Annotated in this window: 17 protein-coding genes and 2 pseudogenes; 17 read left to right on the top strand and 2 right to left on the bottom strand. The window is 47.9% G+C overall.

All coding sequences use genetic code 11. The features are described from left to right. Positions 1-3 precede the first annotated feature (3 nt). Positions 4-1,368, top strand: a complete 1,365-nt coding sequence (locus DWZ44_RS13805; protein WP_022462720.1) for a PFL family protein — start codon at positions 4-6, stop codon at positions 1,366-1,368. 221 nt (positions 1,369-1,589) lie between these two features. Continuing rightward, positions 1,590-1,712, top strand: a pseudogene (locus tag DWZ44_RS19180) (hypothetical protein); the annotation flags it as partial. A gap of 13 nt (positions 1,713-1,725) precedes the next feature. Here the strand turns inward: DWZ44_RS19180 and DWZ44_RS18760 are convergent. After that, positions 1,726-1,878, bottom strand: a complete 153-nt coding sequence (locus DWZ44_RS18760) for a hypothetical protein (RefSeq protein ID WP_330411477.1) — start codon at positions 1,876-1,878, stop codon at positions 1,726-1,728. 532 nt (positions 1,879-2,410) lie between these two features. On the opposite strand from DWZ44_RS18760, the gene DWZ44_RS13790 reads away from it, so the two are divergent. The 4 genes and pseudogenes from DWZ44_RS13790 (at position 2,411) to DWZ44_RS13775 (ending at position 6,329) form a co-directional block, all read left to right on the top strand. Further along, positions 2,411-4,612, top strand: coding sequence for a hybrid sensor histidine kinase/response regulator (locus DWZ44_RS13790; RefSeq protein WP_117805085.1), 2,202 nt, complete (start codon positions 2,411-2,413; stop codon positions 4,610-4,612). Then, a pseudogene (locus DWZ44_RS19570) lies at positions 4,609-5,333 on the top strand (substrate-binding periplasmic protein). The gene DWZ44_RS13790 and the pseudogene DWZ44_RS19570 overlap by 4 nt, the downstream one beginning before the upstream one ends. 257 nt (positions 5,334-5,590) lie before the next feature. Then, entirely contained in the window at positions 5,591-5,896 is a 306-nt protein-coding gene (locus tag DWZ44_RS13780) for a response regulator (RefSeq protein WP_416388356.1), read from the top strand. Positions 5,897-6,017: 121 nt separating this feature from the next. Further along, complete coding sequence (locus DWZ44_RS13775; protein ID WP_147342484.1) at positions 6,018-6,329, top strand: hypothetical protein; 312 nt, start codon at positions 6,018-6,020, stop codon at positions 6,327-6,329. Here DWZ44_RS13775 and DWZ44_RS13770 read toward each other — a convergent pair. Then, positions 6,272-7,522, bottom strand: a complete 1,251-nt coding sequence (locus DWZ44_RS13770; protein WP_117805083.1) for a tRNA(Met) cytidine acetate ligase — start codon at positions 7,520-7,522, stop codon at positions 6,272-6,274. The two genes, DWZ44_RS13775 and DWZ44_RS13770, sit on opposite strands and share 58 nt — an antisense overlap. Positions 7,523-7,737: 215 nt before the next feature. Here DWZ44_RS13770 and pta point away from each other — a divergent pair, with 215 nt between their 5' ends. From pta to ilvA, 11 genes are all read left to right on the top strand, one after another. Continuing rightward, positions 7,738-8,733, top strand: coding sequence for a phosphate acetyltransferase (gene pta, locus DWZ44_RS13765; protein WP_022462726.1), 996 nt, complete (start codon positions 7,738-7,740; stop codon positions 8,731-8,733). Positions 8,734-8,832: 99 nt separating this feature from the next. Beyond that, positions 8,833-10,029, top strand: a complete 1,197-nt coding sequence (locus DWZ44_RS13760) for an acetate kinase (protein WP_022462727.1) — start codon at positions 8,833-8,835, stop codon at positions 10,027-10,029. A 74-nt stretch (positions 10,030-10,103) separates the two neighbouring features. Beyond that, positions 10,104-10,631: a YceD family protein gene (locus DWZ44_RS13755; protein ID WP_055267341.1), complete on the top strand. Its 528-nt coding sequence runs from the start codon at positions 10,104-10,106 to the stop codon at positions 10,629-10,631. Between the two features lie 2 nt (positions 10,632-10,633). Continuing rightward, positions 10,634-10,813: a 50S ribosomal protein L32 gene (rpmF, locus tag DWZ44_RS13750; protein WP_022462729.1), complete on the top strand. Its 180-nt coding sequence runs from the start codon at positions 10,634-10,636 to the stop codon at positions 10,811-10,813. A gap of 207 nt (positions 10,814-11,020) precedes the next feature. Beyond that, positions 11,021-11,806 carry a hypothetical protein gene (locus DWZ44_RS13745; RefSeq protein WP_055218872.1) on the top strand — a complete coding sequence of 262 codons (786 nt, stop codon included), beginning with the start codon at positions 11,021-11,023 and terminating at the stop codon, positions 11,804-11,806. Between the two features lie 228 nt (positions 11,807-12,034). Then, positions 12,035-13,075: a phosphate acyltransferase PlsX gene (gene plsX, locus DWZ44_RS13740; RefSeq protein ID WP_117802559.1), complete on the top strand. Its 1,041-nt coding sequence runs from the start codon at positions 12,035-12,037 to the stop codon at positions 13,073-13,075. Further along, positions 13,065-13,298 (top strand): acyl carrier protein, encoded by a 234-nt coding sequence (acpP, locus tag DWZ44_RS13735; RefSeq protein WP_117802558.1) that lies wholly within the window; start codon positions 13,065-13,067, stop codon positions 13,296-13,298. The genes plsX and acpP overlap by 11 nt, the downstream gene beginning before the upstream one ends. A 105-nt stretch (positions 13,299-13,403) precedes the next feature. Continuing rightward, complete coding sequence (rnc, locus tag DWZ44_RS13730; protein ID WP_055228392.1) at positions 13,404-14,096, top strand: ribonuclease III; 693 nt, start codon at positions 13,404-13,406, stop codon at positions 14,094-14,096. A 7-nt stretch (positions 14,097-14,103) separates the two neighbouring features. Next, a complete protein-coding gene (smc, locus tag DWZ44_RS13725) occupies positions 14,104-17,664 on the top strand; it encodes a chromosome segregation protein SMC (protein WP_117805082.1) in 3,561 nt (1,186 codons plus the stop codon). Between the two features lie 60 nt (positions 17,665-17,724). Next, positions 17,725-18,666 (top strand): signal recognition particle-docking protein FtsY, encoded by a 942-nt coding sequence (gene ftsY / locus DWZ44_RS13720; RefSeq protein WP_022462735.1) that lies wholly within the window; start codon positions 17,725-17,727, stop codon positions 18,664-18,666. A 35-nt stretch (positions 18,667-18,701) separates the two neighbouring features. After that, positions 18,702-19,913 (top strand): threonine ammonia-lyase, encoded by a 1,212-nt coding sequence (ilvA, locus tag DWZ44_RS13715; protein ID WP_055219017.1) that lies wholly within the window; start codon positions 18,702-18,704, stop codon positions 19,911-19,913. The last annotated feature ends 124 nt before the right edge of the window (positions 19,914-20,037 follow it).

Below are 20,037 nucleotides of genomic sequence, written 5' to 3'. Positions count from 1 at the left end.
GACATGATAAATCTGTTTGAAGTAAAGGAAACGAACGAGATGATCGAAAAAGAGAATCTGGACGTTCGTACCATTACCCTTGGAATCAGTCTTATGGACTGTATCGACTCCAATCTTGACAAGCTGAACCGCAAAATCTACGACAAAATCACGACGACTGCCAGAAATCTGGTTTCCGTAGGTGAGGAGATCGAGGGCGAGTTCGGTATTCCGATTGTAAACAAGAGAATTTCCGTTACCCCGATTGCCTTAGTCGGCGCAGCAGCCTGCAGAACGCCGGAGGATTTCGTGACGATTGCACAGACTCTGGACCGTGCGGCAAAAGAAGTCGGCGTCAATTTCCTCGGCGGCTATTCCGCTCTGGTAAGCAAAGGTATGACGACAGCAGATGAGCTTCTGATCCGTTCTATCCCGAAGGCACTGGCTGTGACGGATTTTGTCTGCAGCTCCATCAACCTTGGCTCCACTAAAACCGGTATCAACATGGATGCTGTCAAACTGATGGGTGAGATCATCAAGAAGACGGCGGAGGCAAGCAAAGAGAACAACTGCCTTGGATGCGCAAAACTCGTTGTTTTCTGCAATGCACCGGACGACAACCCGTTCATGGCAGGCGCTTTCCACGGCGTAACCGAGGCGGATGCCATCATCAATGTCGGCGTTTCCGGCCCTGGTGTTGTCAAACATGCTCTGGAAAAAGTACGCGGCGAGAACTTTGAGGTACTCTGCGAGACGATCAAGAAGACGGCGTTTAAGGTAACGCGTGTCGGCCAGCTCGTTGCACAGGAGGCTTCCAAGCGGCTGAACATTCCGTTTGGTATCATTGACCTTTCCCTGGCACCGACTCCGGCGATCGGAGATTCCGTTGCGGATATCCTTGAGGAGATCGGCCTCGAGCACGCAGGTGCACCGGGAACGACAGCGGCGCTGGCACTTCTGAACGATCAGGTGAAAAAGGGCGGTGTTATGGCATCTTCCTATGTCGGCGGTCTCTCCGGCGCATTCATCCCGGTTTCTGAGGACCAGGGTATGATCAACGCAGTCAACGACGGTGCGTTGACCATCGAGAAGCTGGAAGCTATGACTTGTGTCTGCTCTGTAGGCCTTGACATGATCGCCATCCCGGGAGACACGAAAGCATCGACCATCTCCGGAATCATCGCAGATGAGCTTGCCATCGGTATGGTCAACCAGAAAACAACGGCAGTCCGCCTGATCCCGGTCATCGGAAAAGGCGTGGGCGAGACCGTAGAATTCGGCGGCCTCCTCGGCTATGCACCGATCATGCCGGTCAACAACTTCTCCTGCGAGGCATTCGTCAACCGCACCGGAAGAATCCCGGCACCGATTCATTCGTTTAAAAACTAAAAAGACAGCTGAAAAGCCGGCAGTGATCCTGGATGGAAAGGATCGCTGCCGGCTTTTTTTACTATCTGCGCAAATAAAAATAGTAATTTTAAGGAATGTATAGTATGATATATTACATACTGATAATTTTACTTGCAACCCATAAAAAGTGTAAGAAAAAATGAATTATTACGGGGAACTTCAGCGGTAGCAGCCGTTGTTCTAGCAATACCTCTGCGGATGTGGATGTGAAGGCCGCCATAGAAAACACAAAGTATTATTTGAACAAAAACGGCAAAATGCAGACTGGCTGGCAGAAGATCGGTGGAAAATGGTATTACATGGATAAGAACGGAGCGCTGCAGGAATCTAAATGGATCAGCGGAATTTATTATGTAAAAGTCGATGGGCAGTCCGTTCGTCTGATGAAAGACCGGAAAGCTTTCTTTCCTCCCGGTAAATCGCACGGATCTGGTTCATGATGAGGTACAAAACAGACTGTTTCCTCAGATCTTTCGGTATGACCTCCAGTGCCTCATGGAACTTGCGCCTGTAATGTACCCAGCACCCTGCGATCTTCAGATCTCCAAAATATGATGTTCCTCAACTTCGACTTTTCAGGCACAAAGCGGTAACATCTGGATATGGCATCTGGAAGCTGTTTTCATTCTTTTTGCCGATCTGTTTTTTCTTTTTGGCTGCTCTTATTGGACAGCACGATCTGTTCCATCATCAGCTGCATCTTATCATTGCGGGTCTGTGTCTGTTTTGTCAGTTCCTCCATCTGATCCTGAAGACAGAGAAACAGAAGAAAATATATCTGCCGAAAGTCCATTTCCGTTTTTGATACACATCACTGGAACTTCGGGCACAGTTGCTGTTCTTTTTTTGCCTTTTAACGCTAAAAGGTAATGTTTTTCTTGTGTGCAGTAAAGTGTTAGAGTATAATAAAACCAGTTTTTTGCATAAGTTTAGGCGGAGAATCCTGCCGTAGCAGGATCCTTTCTTACGGTGTTATTTCACAGACGTAACCATAATAGTTTTACTGCAGGGGGGATAGAAAATGAAAACAAAAGAGATTCAGGAACTCTATCAAATAAAATTACATAGTATGGACACGATCCTGCATCAGATATCGCTTATGGATCAGGTGGAAAATGAGCAGGAGCTGTCAGAAATTATTCACTCTTTGTTGCAGGCGATTGGAAACTATACAGGGGCAGACCGGGTATATGTTTTTGACTGGGAAACCGATCAGAAGGACAGTCTGAGCAATGCATTTGAATGGTGTGCCGATGGAGTGGCACCAGAGATAGATAACCTTCAGGCAATCCCGGTCAGTTCGATGCCGAACTGGGTGAAACGATTTGAAAACAAGGAAGTAATCGTGATTCATGATCTGGAAGCGACAAAAAATTCTGAACCGGAAGAATATGAATTGTTAAAAACACAGGAAATATGTTCCTTGATTGCGGTGCCGATTTATGCCAATCATCAGATGAATGGATTCATCGGGGTAGATAATCCTGATTTGAGGCAGAATGAGATTTCCATTACACTGCTGTCTGATGTTGGCGGACATCTTGGATGTGTGAGGGAAAATCTGAAAAGTACGGTACTGTTGAAAAAGGCTCTTGATGAGGCGACAAAGAGGTCAGAGATTATTGCCGCAATTGCTACGTTGTATGTAACAATCGTACAAGCCAATGTTAAAGAGCGGACATATGAGCTTTTGAAAGGTCATGACCTTGTGCAAAAAATCCTTGGACAAAAGGGGAAAATTGATGATGTTATGGAAAGACTTCCAACAGCATTTGCCGCCCAGGAAGAGAGAGAAAAATACCGGGAGTTTCTTGACTTTGATACATTGACAGAGAGACTTCGTAATACGAATTCTGTTTCGATTGAATTTATGGGAGTAAACGGAGAATGGCGGCTGGCCAGATTTATTGTAAAGAGCAGAGATGCACATGGAAACGCTGTGGATGTGCTTTATGTCGTACGAGATATTACGGAAGAAAAATCACGGGAACTCATGTATCAGAAACAGCTTAAGGAAAGCATGGAAGATGCTCATCGCGCGAATCTTTCAAAAACAGCCTTTCTCCGGCGTATGAGCCACGATATCCGTACACCGCTAAACGGAATCGTGGGGATGATCCATATCGCTGAAAAATATAACAATGATGTGGTCAAGTTAAGGGAATGCAGGAAGAAGGTACTTCAGTCCGCCGATTATCTGCAAAATCTGATCAACAATGTCCTGGATATCGGCAAACTGGAATCCGGTTCCCTTGTGTTGGAACATAAATCCTTTGATCTGGCAGAACTGTTAAGGAATAATCTGACGGTTGTTGCAATGAGTGCTTATGAGAATGGTGTAAGATTTGAAGGCGGCGTGGAAGCAAGCACAATCCGCCACAGATATTTGATTGGAAGTCCGGTACATCTGAGCAGGGTTTTAATGAATCTTTCTTCCAACGCGATTAAATACAATCATTTTCATGGAACAGTGAATGTTCATTGCGAAGAATTATCGGATGATGGGAATATAGCTGTTTTTCAGTTTGTATGTTCAGATACCGGTCTTGGTATGAGTGAAGAATTTCAAAAACATGCGTTTGATGCTTTTGCGCAGGAAGGCAAACAGTCAACTACAACATTCAGTGGCTCCGGTCTGGGACTTTCGATTGTCAAAGATATTGTTGAACGGATGGGTGGAACGATAGAACTGGAAAGCGAAGAAAATGTAGGAAGCACGTTTACGGTTACGGTTCCATTTGAAATAGATTATTTGGCTGAAAATAATGATTCACAGAAGGACAGCTACTCACAGGACAGGGATCTGTCAGGAAAACGGGTGCTTCTTGTTGAAGATAATGTCATTAATATGGAGATAGCCCATGCAATCCTGGAGGAGGAGCATCTGAACATTACAGAAGCGAAAAACGGAAAAGAGGCATTTGAAATATTTCAGAATTCCAGGTTGGATGAGTATGATGTCATCATCATGGATGTGATGATGCCGGTCATGGATGGGCTGGAAGCAACAAAAGCAATTCGTATGCTGGAACGTGAAGATGCCAAAAAGATTCCAATCATTGCCATGACGGCAAATGCTTTTGAGGAAGATCGGAAAGCATGTCTGGAGGCCGGGATGAATGAACATATTGGAAAGCCGATTGATATTCCGCAATTAAAAAGAGCGATCACAAAACTGCTGACAAAAAGGGGTAGTAAACGCAAAAACATAATCATTCATTGAAATTAAGAAGAACTATAGTAATTGGAATTTTAGCAGTCACCGTGGCAGGGTGCAAAAACACAGATAACACGAAAGAAGAAACCGAAAAGCCTGTTATTACTCTCGGCTGCGACAGCTATCCACCATACAATTATCTGAATGAGGATGGTGTACCGACAGGAATTGATGTAGAACTGGCTACGGAAGCATTCAAAAGAATGGGATAACAGGTGAAGGTTGTCCAGATCAACTGGGAGGAGAAAAAAGAACTGGTGGAGAGCGGCGAGATTGATTGTATCATGGGCTGTTTTTTCTATGGAAGGACGTCTTGACGATTACCGCTGTCCAGTCCACAACCAAACCGAAAAGCATCTTTCTGAACCGGACGGATGAGAGGATCCCAAAGCTGGGAAATCTGATCATCCTGGGACACCGGGAGCTGATCTATACGTTTCTGGGAAAAGGATATGTAGATGCGGTTGCTGCACACGAGGAATCTATCGTTCAGTATAGGAAGGATTATGATGCAAGCTGCCGTATCCTGGAAGAGCCTCTGATGATCACCGGAATAGGCGTTGCTTTTGCAAAAGAGGATGACAGGGGAATCTGTGAGCAGATGGGCCAGACACAGGAAGAGATGCGTCTGGATGGCACATCCCTGAAAATCATTGAAAAATACCTGGATGATCCCCAGAAGTATCTGGAGGTGGAGAAAAACGGATCCAGCTGCTCGGCGGTCTGATAGGAATCTGTGTAGCTGTAGTCTCTCTGTTTTATTTCTTCCACGCAGAAAAAGCAGAAGCAGAGAAAAGAATGGTGGAGATTGTAAACTATGTGAAAGTGCAGTGTTCCACTACACCCATTATAATGAATCTTCGGAATCCAAAAGTCTCCTCCGTGCCATTGAAAGTGCCAGACAAATGAGTACAAATATTAAAATGGAAACAGAAAACGGCGGGCAGCTAAGAGAGGATTTCCTGAAAGAAAAAAGGTGCCGACGTGACAAAAACATGGGATGGTCAGGAAGCTGTTGAACTGTTCAGAAATAGTGAACCTGGTGAATTTGATGTCATTCTTATGGACATTATGATGCCGGTCATGAATGGTTATGAAGCTACAAAGATGATTAGGTCTCTGGACAGAGAGGATGCAAAGAAAATACCGATCATTGCAATGACAGCAAATGCGTTCACGGAGGACAGAATAAGGGAAAAAGAAGCAGGGATGAATGAACATGTTGCTAAGCCTGTTGATGTGGAATTACTGATGAAAGTAATTTATAGCGGGAGTGCTATGAAGCATTAATAGTACATGAGAAAACAAGGAGGAATTCAGTTGTTGGAGAAAGCGGTTCAGGCTGCAATATATGAAAAAGCTCTTAAAAATCATTATATAGAAATCCTGTACATTGATTTTGAAGATACTCATGCGTTATGCATCTGGCAATATAGATGATCTTAATCGGATAAAACAGCAGATGACGATGGAAGCAATCACACAGGGAACAGCAGAACACATCATGCATCATGTTATGATCAATTTTATACTGAATGGTGAGATGCGTTTCATGCAGTTTGACTTTACAAGAGAAAGTGCAGATACAAAAAATGTTTTCCTGTTTGTGGAGGACTATACAGTTCCACAGCAGCAGATGATGCTGCTGCTGGAAAAAAGCTGGTTCTATAACAGAACCAGCTTTTTTGTGTATTCATGGACGAACTGTGTCCCTGTTTTGTGAGAACGGACAGTCTCGTAAAAAAGAGAGGCCTGTATATCGCTCTCAAAGGCGGCAAGTGCATCGCCGGTAAGAAGCCGCGGGGCGTCGGCTGCCTTGGCAATGAGCGGCAGAGAAGAACGTCTTCTAATCTCTTTTAACAATGCACCGGCACTTTTTCGGAAACCGAGAACACGGTTATAGCCGGCCGGGTACAATGTTTTCTGGTTCAGAAGCAGATGCATCAGGGCACGGCTGATGCGGGTGTAGGTCATCTCTTTTGTTTTGAGCTGCAGGGCGAACTCCGAGAATGAGGAGCATGCGTGGCGCTGGCGGAGGATGCGGTTGGCAAGATCCGGCGAAAGATCAAGATAAGAGGAAAGGGATTCCTTCGTTTCTGTGAGGAGCCGCGCGGCGAGGAGCAGGCTGAAATCATCGCTGGAAAGCAGGCCGTGTGCGGTGACGGCGTCCTGGAAAGCGGGATAGACTGCTTCCGGCATGCAGGAGGCGAGCGCGGACAGTTCCGGATCCTTATGCGGATTGGAAAAAAGAAGATTCCGCATTGCTGTAGCAGAAGGGAGTGCCTGTGTGAAAAGCGCTCCTTCGTGGTAGCCGCTGCCCTCCCGGCGGATCGTTACCGGCCGAATGCGGCTTTGTGACAGCAGAAGTGCCTGGACATATTCAATGCCTAAAATATTGTTTGGTTCTTTTAAAAAGGTATCAAGTTCTTCTTTTGAAAGCGAAGAGAAGGAAGCGCTGTCAGAAAAATAAGCGGAAAGTGCCTGTGCGCGCGCCGTCGGGAAGGAAAGTCCGTTCCGAAGCAGACCGGAGAGCAGCTCGCGGTATTCCTCCGGCTCGTGGAGCAGAACATCAGCGAGTTCCAGAAACGGCGCCGTGTCTCCATATTCACTGCCAAAGCAGAGAAAATCGACGCAGCCAAGCGCAGTAAGAAGCGATACCGCCCCGCGTGCGAAATGCTGTGCACTGCCGAGTGCAAAGTGACACGGAAGCTGTAAGATAAGGTCCGCGCCGCCAAGAAGCGCCAGCTCCGCACGGTCATGTTGGTCAAGAATCGCAGGTGCGCCGCGCTGGACGAAATCGCCGCTCATAATCACGACAAGATAGTCCGCCCCGGTCAGTTCCCTGGCTTTTGCCAGCTGATAAGCATGGCCGTTATGAAAAGGATTATATTCTGCAATGACTGCGGTAATGGTCATAAAACGTACCTTCTTTCGAAAAAAATAGCACGATTCCAAACAGAGAGGAACCGCGGATCACATAGCCCTATCGTAACAAAAACAGAAAAGGAATGCAAGAATTCCTCCGTTTTGGATTTTTTGTCCAGTTGTTTTGAATTTTATACTTGCGAAAGGGCAAAAAGCGTACTACAATGAGAATATCGAGTAAATTTATCGAAAGGAGTCAAAAGATCATGGGATTTATTGACACAATTAAAGCAAGAGCAAAAGCAGACAAAAAAACAATTGTACTGCCAGAGTCAGAAGACAGAAGAACATATGAGGCTGCTGCACAGATCCTGAAAGAGGACCTTGCAAATCTGATCATCATCGGAAGCGAAGAGGCAGTAAAGAAAGGCAGCGAGGGACTGGATGTCTCCAAAGCTACTATTGTAGATCCAGAGAAAAACGAGAAAACACAGGCTTATGTAGATAAGCTGGTAGAGCTTCGTGCAAAGAAAGGCATGACTCCGGAGAAAGCAAGAGAGACCATCCTGAATGACTATACATATTATGGCGTTATGATGGTTAAAATGGGAGATGCAGACGGACTTGTTTCCGGTGCCTGCCATTCTACCGCAAATACCCTTCGTCCATGCCTGCAGATCTTAAAGACCAAACCGGGCACAAAACTCGTATCCGCATTCTTCCTGATGGTAGTTCCGGACTGCGAGTACGGCGATGACGGTGTATTCGTATTCGGTGACTGCGGTCTGAACCAGAACCCGAATCCGGAAGAGCTGGCTGCAATCGCAGAGTCTTCCGCAGAGTCCTACCGCATGCTGACCGGAAACGAGCCAAGAGTTGCTATGCTTTCCCACTCCTCCAAAGGAAGTGCAAAACATGCTGATGTAGACAAAGTTGTTGAGGCTACCAGAATTGCAAAAGAAGCAAACCCGGATCTCGCTCTCGACGGCGAGCTGCAGCTTGATGCAGCAATCGTTCCGAGCGTAGGTGCATCCAAAGCTCCGGACAGCAAAGTAGCAGGAAAAGCAAACGTTCTGATCTTCCCGGATCTGGATGCCGGAAACATCGGATACAAACTGGTACAGAGACTGGCAAAAGCAGAAGCATACGGCCCAATGACGCAGGGTATCGCAGCTCCAGTCAACGATCTGTCCCGTGGATGCTCCGCAGAGGATATCGTTGGTGTTGTAGCAATCACTGCTGTACAGTGCCAGGCACAGTAAGCACGAAATAAAACCAATTACAAGCGGTTTTCTGGCCGGCTGCGGAGAACAGGCCGGCCAGAAGTTTTAATAAGACTTTTAAAATAGGAGAATTTAGAAATGAACGTATTAGTAGTAAACTGCGGAAGTTCCTCTCTGAAATTCCAGCTGATCAATTACGATAACCGTGACGTCCTGGCAAAAGGACTCTGTGAGAGAATCGGTATCGACGGACGCCTCGTTTATGAGCCAAAGAACGGCGAAAAAGAGGTAACAGAAGCAGCAATGCCGACACACGTAGAGGCAATCCAGATGGTTCTGGACGCTCTGGTAAACGAGAAGAGCGGCGTCATTAAGAGCCTGGAAGAAGTAGATGCCATCGGACACCGCGTTCTGCACGGCGGAATGAAGATCACAAACTCTGTTATCATCGATGACGAAGTAATCAAAGTTATCGAGGAGTGCGCTGACCTTGGTCCTCTGCACAATCCGGCAAACCTGATGGGAATCAATGCCTGCATGAAACTGATGCCGGGCGTTCCAAACGTAGCAGTATTTGATACCGCATTCCATCAGACCATGCCTCCGAAAGCATATATGTACGGTATTCCGAAAGAGTACTATGAGAAATACGCAATCCGTAAATACGGCTTCCACGGAACTTCTCATAAATTCGTATCCAAGAGAACCGCAGAGTTCCTTGGCAAAGACTACAACGATCTGAAGATCATCGTATGCCATATGGGAAATGGTGCTTCCCTTTCCGCTGTAAAGAACGGCAAATGTGTAGATACCTCCATGGGCCTTACCCCGCTCGAAGGTGTGATCATGGGAACCCGTTCCGGAGATATCGATCCGGCTTTTGTTGAGTATCTGTGCAACAAAGAGAACCTGACCGTATCCGAGGTTCTGAACATTCTGAACAAGAAATCCGGTATGCTCGGCATGACCGGCATCTCCAGCGATTACCGTGATGTATCTGCAGCAGCAGAGGCAGGTAATCAGGATGCCATCAACTGTCTGGAAGCATACGCTTACCGCATTATCAAATACATCGGTTCCTACATCGCAGCTATGGGCGGCGTAGATGTGATCACCTTCACCGCAGGCCTTGGAGAGAACGCTATTCCACTTCGTGAGACCATCTGCAAAGCATTTGAGTTCATGGGTCTGGAATTCGATTCTGAGGCAAATAACTGCCGCGGCGTTGAGAAGATCATCACCAAAGAAGGCTCCAAGATTACAGCATGCGTGATCCCGACCAACGAGGAAATCGCAATCTGCGAGGAGACTGTAGAGTTAGTAAAAGGAAAATAAAAAATAATTCAAAAAGCAGTTGACAATTCTTACCTTCCCGGGTATAATTGGTAAAGTGTGATTAGGAGAACAATATGAAAATCAGTCTGACCAAGTTATTTGCGCAGGACGGAAAGTCCGAAAAGTATGAAATTCCGCTTACATCCGAAACTTTTTCGATCGGCGGGCAGGACTATCGGGTAATCGAAAAACATCCTGTTATCCTTGGCCTTACGCATGAAGGCAATCGTGTGATCACGATCACCGGCAGCGCAGACCTTACAATGGAGATTCCATGTGCAAGATGCCTGACACCGGTAGCGACTCCATTCCAGCTCGAGTTCGATCTGCAGATTGATCTGAATCTGTCAGAGGAAGAACGCGAGGAAAAAGAAGAGGACTCTTCGTTTGTGGAGGGAGACGAGCTCGATGTGGAAGAACTGGTTCGTAATGAGCTCATAGTCCAATGGCCGATTCGAGTGCTGTGTAAAGATGACTGTAAAGGAATCTGCAGCCGTTGTGGTGCGAATCTGAATATTCAGACCTGTGATTGTGATACCACAGGGCTAGACCCCCGAATGGCTGCAATCAAAGATATATTCAGCAAATTTAAGGAGGTGTAACTATGTCCATTTGTCCTAAGAATAAATCTTCCAAAGCAAGACGCGATAAGAGAAGAGCAAACTGGAAAATGTCTGCTCCGAACCTTGTAAAATGCAGCAAATGTGGTGCTCTTATGATGCCGCACAGAGTTTGCAAAGCTTGTGGTTCTTACAACAAAAAAGAAGTCGTTGCAATGGACTAATATTCATAAATCGGAATCAGTTCCGATGTGCAATGCAGCAAAAGGCTCCCGTCACCGGGGGCTTTTTTGTTGTCTCTGCGGGTTGTCTGGAAGCGTCATATAAAAGATTTGACGTGGTGTGTCGTGATGTGCTATAATGGTCTCGGTGAGAATTGAAACAATATTGCAACATTTTCGTAACAATTATAAAAAAGGAGTGCAAAGCATATGAAGAATAGACGAATCATATTTCTGGCAGCATGCATGTGCAGTGTAGTATTCCTCTCAGGATGTTCCACAGACAGTCTGATGGATAAAATGATGGGAACTGAGACGACGGTTTCGTCTTCGGCCAGTGTAGATATTTCAAAAGAGGACAGCGATGCTGTTCATGTAGATGCCAATCTGGAAAAGCCGGTTTTTTCGGTAAATCCGGTGGAGAGCCTGCAGATTCCCGTTGGAAATACATCTGGAAAGCTGACTTGTGAGGCAGGAATAACGGGAGAAGGCACAGTAACATATCAGTGGTATAAGAACAACGTAAATTCCAACGGCGGAGGAACGCCGATTGAAGGCGCAACAGAAGTGACATACCAGGTCGATACTTCGGCGGAGGGCAAAGATTACTATTACGTTGTGGCAACAAACACGGTTGGAAATACCGTTTCCATGGCGACGAGTACAGTAACAGAAGTTACGGTAATTCCGGCAGGGAAATGGGTTCAGAATGAAAACGGATGGCAGTATCAGAATAATGATGGAAGCTATGCAACCAATACCTGGCAGAATATCGACGGCTACTGGTACGTGTTTGATGAAAATTCATACATGGTGACAGGATGGTACTGGAGCGGAGAAGAATGGTATTATCTGGCGGACAACGGTCAGATGCAGACCGGCTGGTTCACGCAGGATGGTGAGGAATATTATTTGGATCCGGATACCGGTGTCATGGCACGGAATACAACCATAGACGGTCATGAGATGAATTCGAGCGGAGTCAAGGTTTCTTAAGAAAAATAAGATAAAACAGAGCGGGTGGATTTTGGAAAGATAAATCCACCCGCTTTTTTGGAATACAGGAGAAAGCGCGGATGGGCATTTGTGCTTGATTTTTGCAAAGGAGTTTAGTATAGTTAATACAGCACTTGCATGAGTGCTTTTAGAGCGTGGTTGAAAACGGTTTTTTGAAAGAAAAAGAGTTTTCAAACGCGCTTTAGAAAAGAGAAAAGAGGAAAAAACATGAGTGACTTAGTCAGAGTTGCAGTGGACGCGATGGGCGGCGATTATGCGCCTGTGGAGCCGGTAAAAGGCGCCGTTGAGGCCGTAAACGCAGATGAACGTGTCAAAGTCCAGCTGGTCGGCCAGGTGGATGTCATCGAAAAAGAACTGCAGAAATATACGTACCCGAAGGAGCGGGTTGAGATCGTTCCGGCAACCGAGATCATTGAGACGGGAGAGCCGCCGGTCAATGCGATCCGCCACAAAAAAGATTCTTCGATCGTTGTCGGCATGAAAAAAGTGCGCTGCGGAGAGGCAGACGCGTTTGTCTCCTCCGGAAGCACCGGAGCAGTCCTGGTCGGCGGACAGACGATCGTAGGACGCATCAAGGGCGTAGAGCGCCCGCCGCTGGCTCCGCTGATCCCGACGAAAGACGGTGTATCCCTTCTGATCGACTGCGGTGCGAATGTTGATGCAAGACCGTCCCATCTGGTGCAGTTTGCCATGATGGGTTCCATCTATATGGAACACGTTGTCGGCATTAAAAATCCGCGTGTGGGAATCGTGAATATCGGTGTGGAAGAAGAAAAAGGAAACGCGCTCGTCAAAGAGACGTATCCGCTTCTGAAAGAAAACCCGTATATCAACTTTGTCGGCAGTATCGAAGCAAGAGAAATTCCAAACGGAGCCGCAGACGTTGTTGTCTGTGAGGCGTTTGTCGGAAACGTTATCTTAAAGCTGTATGAGGGCGTCGGCGCGACCCTGATTTCCAAGGTAAAACAGGGCATGATGACATCTCTGCGCAGTAAAATCGGAGCCCTTCTTGTGAAACCGGCGCTGAAAGAGACACTGAAGTCTTTTGATGCCAGTGAGTACGGCGGAGCACCGCTGCTTGGCTTAAAAGGACTCGTTGTAAAAACGCACGGAAGCTCAAAAGCCAACGAATTTAAAAATTCCATTCTCCAGTGCATTTCATTTAGCGAGGAGAAGATTCCGCAGAAAGTGCAGGAGCATCTGGCAGACTATAAGAGCAGCAGGGAGGCAGCGAAAGATGGAATTTGAGAAATTACAGGAGATCATTGCGGATGTATTAAACGTAGATCCGAATGAAGTAACCATGGAGACAACCTTTACAGATGATCTGGGAGCGGATTCCCTGGATGTATTTCAGATTGTGATGGGAATTGAAGAAGAATTTGATATCCAGATCGAAGCAGAAGAAGCAGAGCACATCGTATCGGTTGAGGATGCGGTGGAAGCGATCAAAAAGAAACTGGCAGAATAATAGAAAATGGCGAAGGGGCTGTTTGCTACAGGACAGCCCCTTTGTTACCGTCCGCAGAACACCTGCAAACGGTAACTATGAGGAAGGACAGGCTTAAAACAGGTTATGAATAATATTGATAAACTCGTGGATTTGGAAAAGAAGATCCAGTATAAATTTCAGGATTTCGGACTGCTGGAGATGGCGATGCGCCATTCTTCCTACGCAAATGAGCACCATATGGAGCGCCTGGAGTGCAACGAGCGTCTGGAGTTCTTAGGAGATGCCGTGCTGGAAGTTGTATCCAGCGAATTTTTATACAAGACATTCCCGCGTCTCCCGGAGGGCGAGATGACGAAAAAACGCGCCAGCCTCGTCTGTGAACCGGCACTGGCATTCTGTGCCCGTGAGATTGACCTTGGCAGCTTTCTGCTCCTTGGAAAGGGCGAGGAGGCAACCGGCGGCCGTCACCGCGATTCCATCGTTTCGGATGCTATGGAGGCAACGATCGGTGCGATTTTCCTGGACGGCGGCTTTGAACCGGCAAAAGCGTTCGTTCTGAACTATATCTTAAACGATATCGAACACAAACAGCTTTTCTACGACAGCAAAACGATTCTGCAGGAGCTGATCCAGGGTGAGACGGATGAAGAGATTGTTTACACCATCTTAAAAGAAGAGGGACCGGATCACGACAAGAGCTTCTGGGCACAGGTCAGCGTCGGAAAGAAAGCGCTCGGTACCGGAAAGGGCAGAACGAAAAAAGCGGCAGAACAGGCAGCGGCATACGATGCAATTCTTGCCAGAAAAAAAGCGTAGGTGAATTATGTATCTCAAATCCATTGAAATGCAGGGATTTAAGTCGTTTGCCAACAAAACCATTCTGCAGTTCCACGACGGTATTACCGGCGTTGTAGGGCCGAACGGCAGTGGAAAGAGCAATGTTGGCGATGCGGTGCGCTGGGTGCTCGGCGAACAGAGCGCCAAGCAGCTCCGCGGCGGAAATATGCAGGATGTTATTTTCTCCGGAACCGAGACGAGAAAGCCGCTCGGCTACGCGTCGGTTGCAATTACACTCGACAATTCCGACCACAAGCTGAATGTCGATTTCGAGGAAGTCACGGTGACGAGACGGCTCTACCGCTCCGGTGAGAGCGAGTATCTGATGAACGGCGCATCGTGCCGGTTAAAGGACATCAACGAGCTGTTCTACGATACCGGTATCGGAAAAGAAGGCTATTCCATCATCGGACAGGGTCAGATTGATAAGATTTTAAGTGGTAAGCCGGAAGAGCGCCGGGAGCTGTTTGACGAAGCGGCAGGAATTGTCAAATTCAAGAGAAGGAAGGCCGTGACCGAAAAGAAGCTGGCGGAAGAGCAGCAGAATCTGGTGCGCGTCAACGACATTCTCTCGGAACTGACAAGGCAGTTAGAGCCGCTGGAACGCCAGTCTGAGACGGCAAAGATTTATTTAAAGAAGAAAGAGGAATTAAAGCTCCTCGATATCAATATGTTTCTGCTCGAGATGGAGCGCATCCGGAACGATCTCGCGAAAGTAGAAGACCGGTACCGGATTACAGAAGAGCAGTTAAAGAGCACGAAAGAGGCTTTTGAGCATACGAAGCAGGAGTATGAAAAGCTGGAACAGGAGCAGGAAAAACTGGACCAGACGATTCTTTCTGCGCGCGATCAGGCGGGGGAGAATGCACTGAAACGTCAGCAGCTCGAAAACCAGATCGAGGTGTTGAATGAGCAGATTCATGCATCGGAGAGGAACAGCGACACATTAAGAGAACGTCTGGAGGCGATCCGCGCGGAGAGCCGCACAAAGACGGCAGAAAAAAATACATATCAGGCAGAAAAGGACGGGCTTCATGAAGCACTTCTTGCGTCAGAGACGGAAAAGAGTGAGAAAGAGGCCGCTCTCTCGGAATGCCAGGAGCAGATCCAGGCAGTCGAGCTGCAGAGTGAACAGGATAAGAGCGAAGTCATCGGCCTTCTGAACCAGCGGGGTTCCACGAAGGGAAAAATGCAGCGCTACGATGCGATGCTCGAGCAGATCGGCATCCGAAAGGCAGAATTAAGCCAGAGGGTGCTGCATTTAAAGACGAGTGAGTCCGAACAGAACGGGCAGATGGAAGAACTGCAGAACGCGTTTGAAGCGCTCGAAGAGACGGTAAGCAGCCTGAAACAGCAGTACCAGGAGGCAGATCAGAAGATTACCGCGCTGACGGCGGATCTCTCGAACCAGACGAAAGAGATGGAAGCCGGCCAGACCAATTACCACAGAGAAGCGTCAAGGCTCGAATCCTTAAAGAACATCACCGAGCGGTACGACGGCTATGGAAACAGTATTCGGAAGGTCATGGAGCAGAAAGACCGGAATCCCGGCATCCACGGTGTTGTGGCGGATCTTCTGCAGGCGGAGAAAAAGTACGAGACGGCGATCGAGACCGCACTTGGCGGTAGCATTCAGAATATTGTCACCGACAATGAGGCCACGGCGAAATACCTGATTGAATACCTGAAACGGGGCCATTTCGGCCGTGCGACGTTCCTTCCGCTCACCAGTATGCGCGGGAAAAAAGCGCAGGTGAATGAGGATGCGGCAAGAGAAACCGGTGTGCTCGGTGTGGCAAATGCACTTGTTTCGTACGACCCGGTGTATGAGGGCCTTGTGGCACAGCTGCTTGGAAGAACGCTGGTGGTCGACACGATCGACCATGCCATTGTGATCCAGCGGAAATACCGTCAGACGCTCCGCATGGTAACCCTCGAGGGCGAGCTCTTGAGCCCGGGCGGTTCCATGACAGGAGGTTCGTTCCGGAACAACAGCAATCTGCTCGGAAGACGGCGTGAGATTGAGGAACTCGAAAAGAGCGTACAGGGTCTTGCGAAGGAACTGCGGGAAATCCAGCAGGAACTTGAAGAGAAGAAAAATAAGCGGAATGAAATCCGCGATCTCCGCACCGAGCTGAATGAAAAACTGCAGCGGCAGTACATCGAGCAGAATACGGTGCGCCTGAATCTGGAAAAAGCGCGCGAGAAAAAGACGGAAATCCGTCTGGATTTTGAAGCGCTTCAGAAGGAGAGTCTCGAGATTGAAAATCAGATCGCCGAGATTGAGCGGAACCGGAAAGTCATCGGTCAGGAAATGCAGGAATCGGTGGAGCGGGAAAGCACGCTGCAGGAGAATATCCAGAAGGCGCAGGAAGCGCTTACAGGGCTTCGCCGCCGGGAAGCAGAATATACGAAGGATCTTGAAGAAATCCGGTTAAATTACGCAAATCTGTCCCAGAAGGATGGATTCCTTGCCCAGAACATCCGCCGTCTTGAGGAAGAGACGGGAAAACTGGAAGCGGAAAGCCGCACCATGCTGGAAAAAGCGGCGGAGGAAAAAGACGATGTCAAAAGGAAACAGCAGGACATCGTGGAGATCCAGAAGACGATTGCAGCAGCAGTGCAGGCAAAAGAAGAGGAAGACCGCCGGATTGTGGAACTGCAGGAGAAAAAAGAAGCATTAAGCGCAGATCACAAAGAATTTTTCGAGAAGCGGGATCAGCTCTCCGACCAGATTTCCCTAATGGACAAAGAGTGCTTCCGTCTGAACAGCCAGAAAGAAAAGCTGGAGGAGACAAAAGAGGCACAGACCTCGTATCTCTGGGAAGAGTACGAAGTGACACCGGGCCACGCAAGAGAGTTCCAGATGGAGGAGATTCCGGAGCGCAGTGAATTAAAGCGGCGTGTGCTGGAAGTAAAAGATGCGATCCGGAAGCTTGGCTCTGTCAATGTGAATGCGATTGAGGAGTACAAAGAGATTTCGGAGCGCCACGCCTTTCTCGATGCACAGCACACCGATCTTGTCAAAGCGGCAGAGACACTGCAGGGCATCATCGATGAGCTGGATGCCGGTATGCGCAAGCAGTTCACGGAAAAATTCGAGGAGATCCGGAAAGAGTTTGACCGCGTGTTCCGCCAGCTGTTCGGCGGCGGAAAGGGAACGCTGGAGCTCGAGGAGGACACGGATGTACTCGAGGCAGGTATCCGCATCATTTCCCAGCCGCCGGGAAAGAAACTGCAGAATATGATGCAGCTCTCCGGAGGCGAGAAGGCACTGACCGCGATTGCGCTGCTTTTTGCAATCCAGAACTTAAAGCCGTCCCCGTTCTGTTTACTTGACGAGATCGAGGCGGCGCTCGACGATTCCAACGTAACGCGTTTTGCGCAGTATCTGCACAAGCTGACAAAAAATACCCAGTTCATCGTCATCACCCACAGGCGCGGTACGATGACGGCGGCAGACCGTCTGTACGGCATCACGATGCAGGAGAAGGGTGTTTCTACCCTTGTTTCTGTCGATTTGATTGAGGGAGAACTGGACAAATAGAAACGAATAAGATACAATACGAAAGAAGTAAGATAGAAAAGATAAAGGGAGGCGAACGGTATGGCGGAGGAGAAAGTAGGCTTTTTCAAACGTCTTGTCAACGGTCTGACGAAGACCCGAGACAGCATTGTAGCTGGAATTGATTCTATTTTCAGCGGCTATTCCAATATTGATGACGATTTTTATGAGGAGATCGAGGAGATTCTCGTCATGGGAGATATCGGCATCAATACAACGACCAAAATTATTGACCACTTAAAAGAGCGGGTGGCAGAAGAACACATTACCGATCCGGCAGAGTGCAAACAGCTTCTGATCGAGAGCATCAAAAAACAGATGGATGTAGGCGATACAGCCTATGAATTTGAAAACCGGAAATCGGTAGTGCTGGTGATCGGTGTCAATGGAGTCGGAAAAACGACCTCCGTCGGAAAGCTGGCCGGCCTTCTGAAGGATCAGGGCAAAAAGGTTGTTCTTGCGGCAGCAGATACGTTCCGTGCAGCGGCAGGCGAGCAGCTCACGGAGTGGGCGCACCGTGCCGGCGTGGATATCATCGGCGGACAGAACGGAGCAGATCCGGCGTCCATCGTGTACGATGCAGTCGCAGCGGCAAAAGCCAGAAATGCGGATGTGCTGATCTGTGATACGGCAGGAAGACTTCACAACAAGAAGAACCTGATGGAAGAGCTCCACAAGATTTACCGGATTCTGGAAAAAGAGTACCCAGAGGCATACCTGGAAACGCTGGTGGTGCTGGACGGTACCACGGGCCAGAATGCGCTGCAGCAGGCAAGACAGTTTGCAGAAGTGGCAAATGTCACCGGTATCATTCTGACGAAGCTGGACGGAACTGCAAAGGGCGGTATCGCCGTTGCCATCCAGTCCGAGCTTGATATTCCGGTCAAATACATCGGCGTGGGCGAGAGCATCCACGATCTACAGAAATTTGATGCAGACCAGTTTGTAAATGCACTGTTCCATACATCCGAAGAGAATGCTTAAAAAGACAACAAGGAGAAAAGACTATGGCAGAAGAAATGCTGACACTCCCGAAATTTGAGGAAGCGTCTGAAATCGTAAAAAAAGTAACACAGGAGACCAAACTGGTTTACAGCAAATATTTCAGCGAGCAGACGGGAAATAAAGTCTACTTAAAACCGGAAAATATGCAGCTGACCGGCGCCTATAAGCTGCGCGGTGCCTATTACAAAATCAGCACCTTAAGTGAAGAGGAGCGCGCAAAAGGACTGATCACCGCATCTGCAGGAAACCATGCACAGGGCGTTGCGTATGCGGCAAAATGCTACGGTGCAAAGGCTGTCATCGTAATGCCGACTACCACACCGCTCATCAAAGTAGAGCGTACCCAGAGCTACGGCGCTGAGGTTGTTCTGTACGGAGATGTGTACGATGAGGCATGTGCAAAAGCATACGAGCTTGCAGCAGAGCATGGCTATACCTTTATTCACCCGTTCGATGATCTGACCGTTGCAACCGGCCAGGGAACCATCGCTATGGAAGTGATTCAGGAGCTTCCGCTCGTAGATTATATCCTTGTTCCGATCGGAGGAGGCGGACTGGCTACCGGTGTTTCCACACTGGCAAAGCTGCTGAAACCAAACATCAAAGTCATCGGTGTTGAGCCGTCCGGAGCAGCCTGTATGAAGGCTTCCTTTGAAAAAGGCGAGGTAACGACCGTATCTCCTGTCAGCACAATTGCAGACGGTACTGCAGTACAGACACCGGGATCCAAGATTTTCCCGTATGTAAGACAGAACCTGGACGAGATCATTACTGTGGATGATGATGAGCTGATCGTAGCATTCCTTGATATGGTAGAAAACCACAAGATGATCGTTGAGAACTCCGGTCTTCTGACTGTGGCTGCATTAAAGCATCTGGATGTCAAGGGCAAAAAGATTGTTTCTATCTTAAGCGGCGGAAATATGGACGTCATCACCATGTCTTCCGTGATCCAGAACGGACTGATCCAGAGAGACCGTATCTTTACTGTATCCGTTCTTCTGCCGGATAAACCAGGCGAGCTGGTACGCGTTTCCCAGGTGATTGCAAACGAGAACGGAAACGTCATCAAACTGGACCACAACCAGTTCTTTACAACGAACAGAAGTGCTGCAGTAGAGCTCCGCATCACAATGGAGGCATTCGGCACCGATCACAAGAACCGTATCGTCAAAGCACTGGAAGAGGCTGGTTATACACCGAAGATTGTAAGACCGAACCTGTAAAAACAGAAATTGCAGAGAAAATTCTGAAAAAAAGAAAAATAGAAAATCAGAGGGATCCGGAAAGGAATTTCCTCTGATTTTTTTGAGCAGGAAAAAACCCTTGCATGCACAAGGGTTTTCGTTC

The sequence above is a fragment of the Blautia sp. AF32-4BH genome (assembly GCF_003460565.1).
In the GTDB taxonomy this organism is placed as follows: Bacteria; Bacillota; Clostridia; order Lachnospirales; family Lachnospiraceae; genus Fusicatenibacter; species Fusicatenibacter saccharivorans.
The sequence above is the reverse complement of the archived record's forward strand: the minus strand, read 5'-3'. Positions and strand labels throughout refer to the sequence as shown.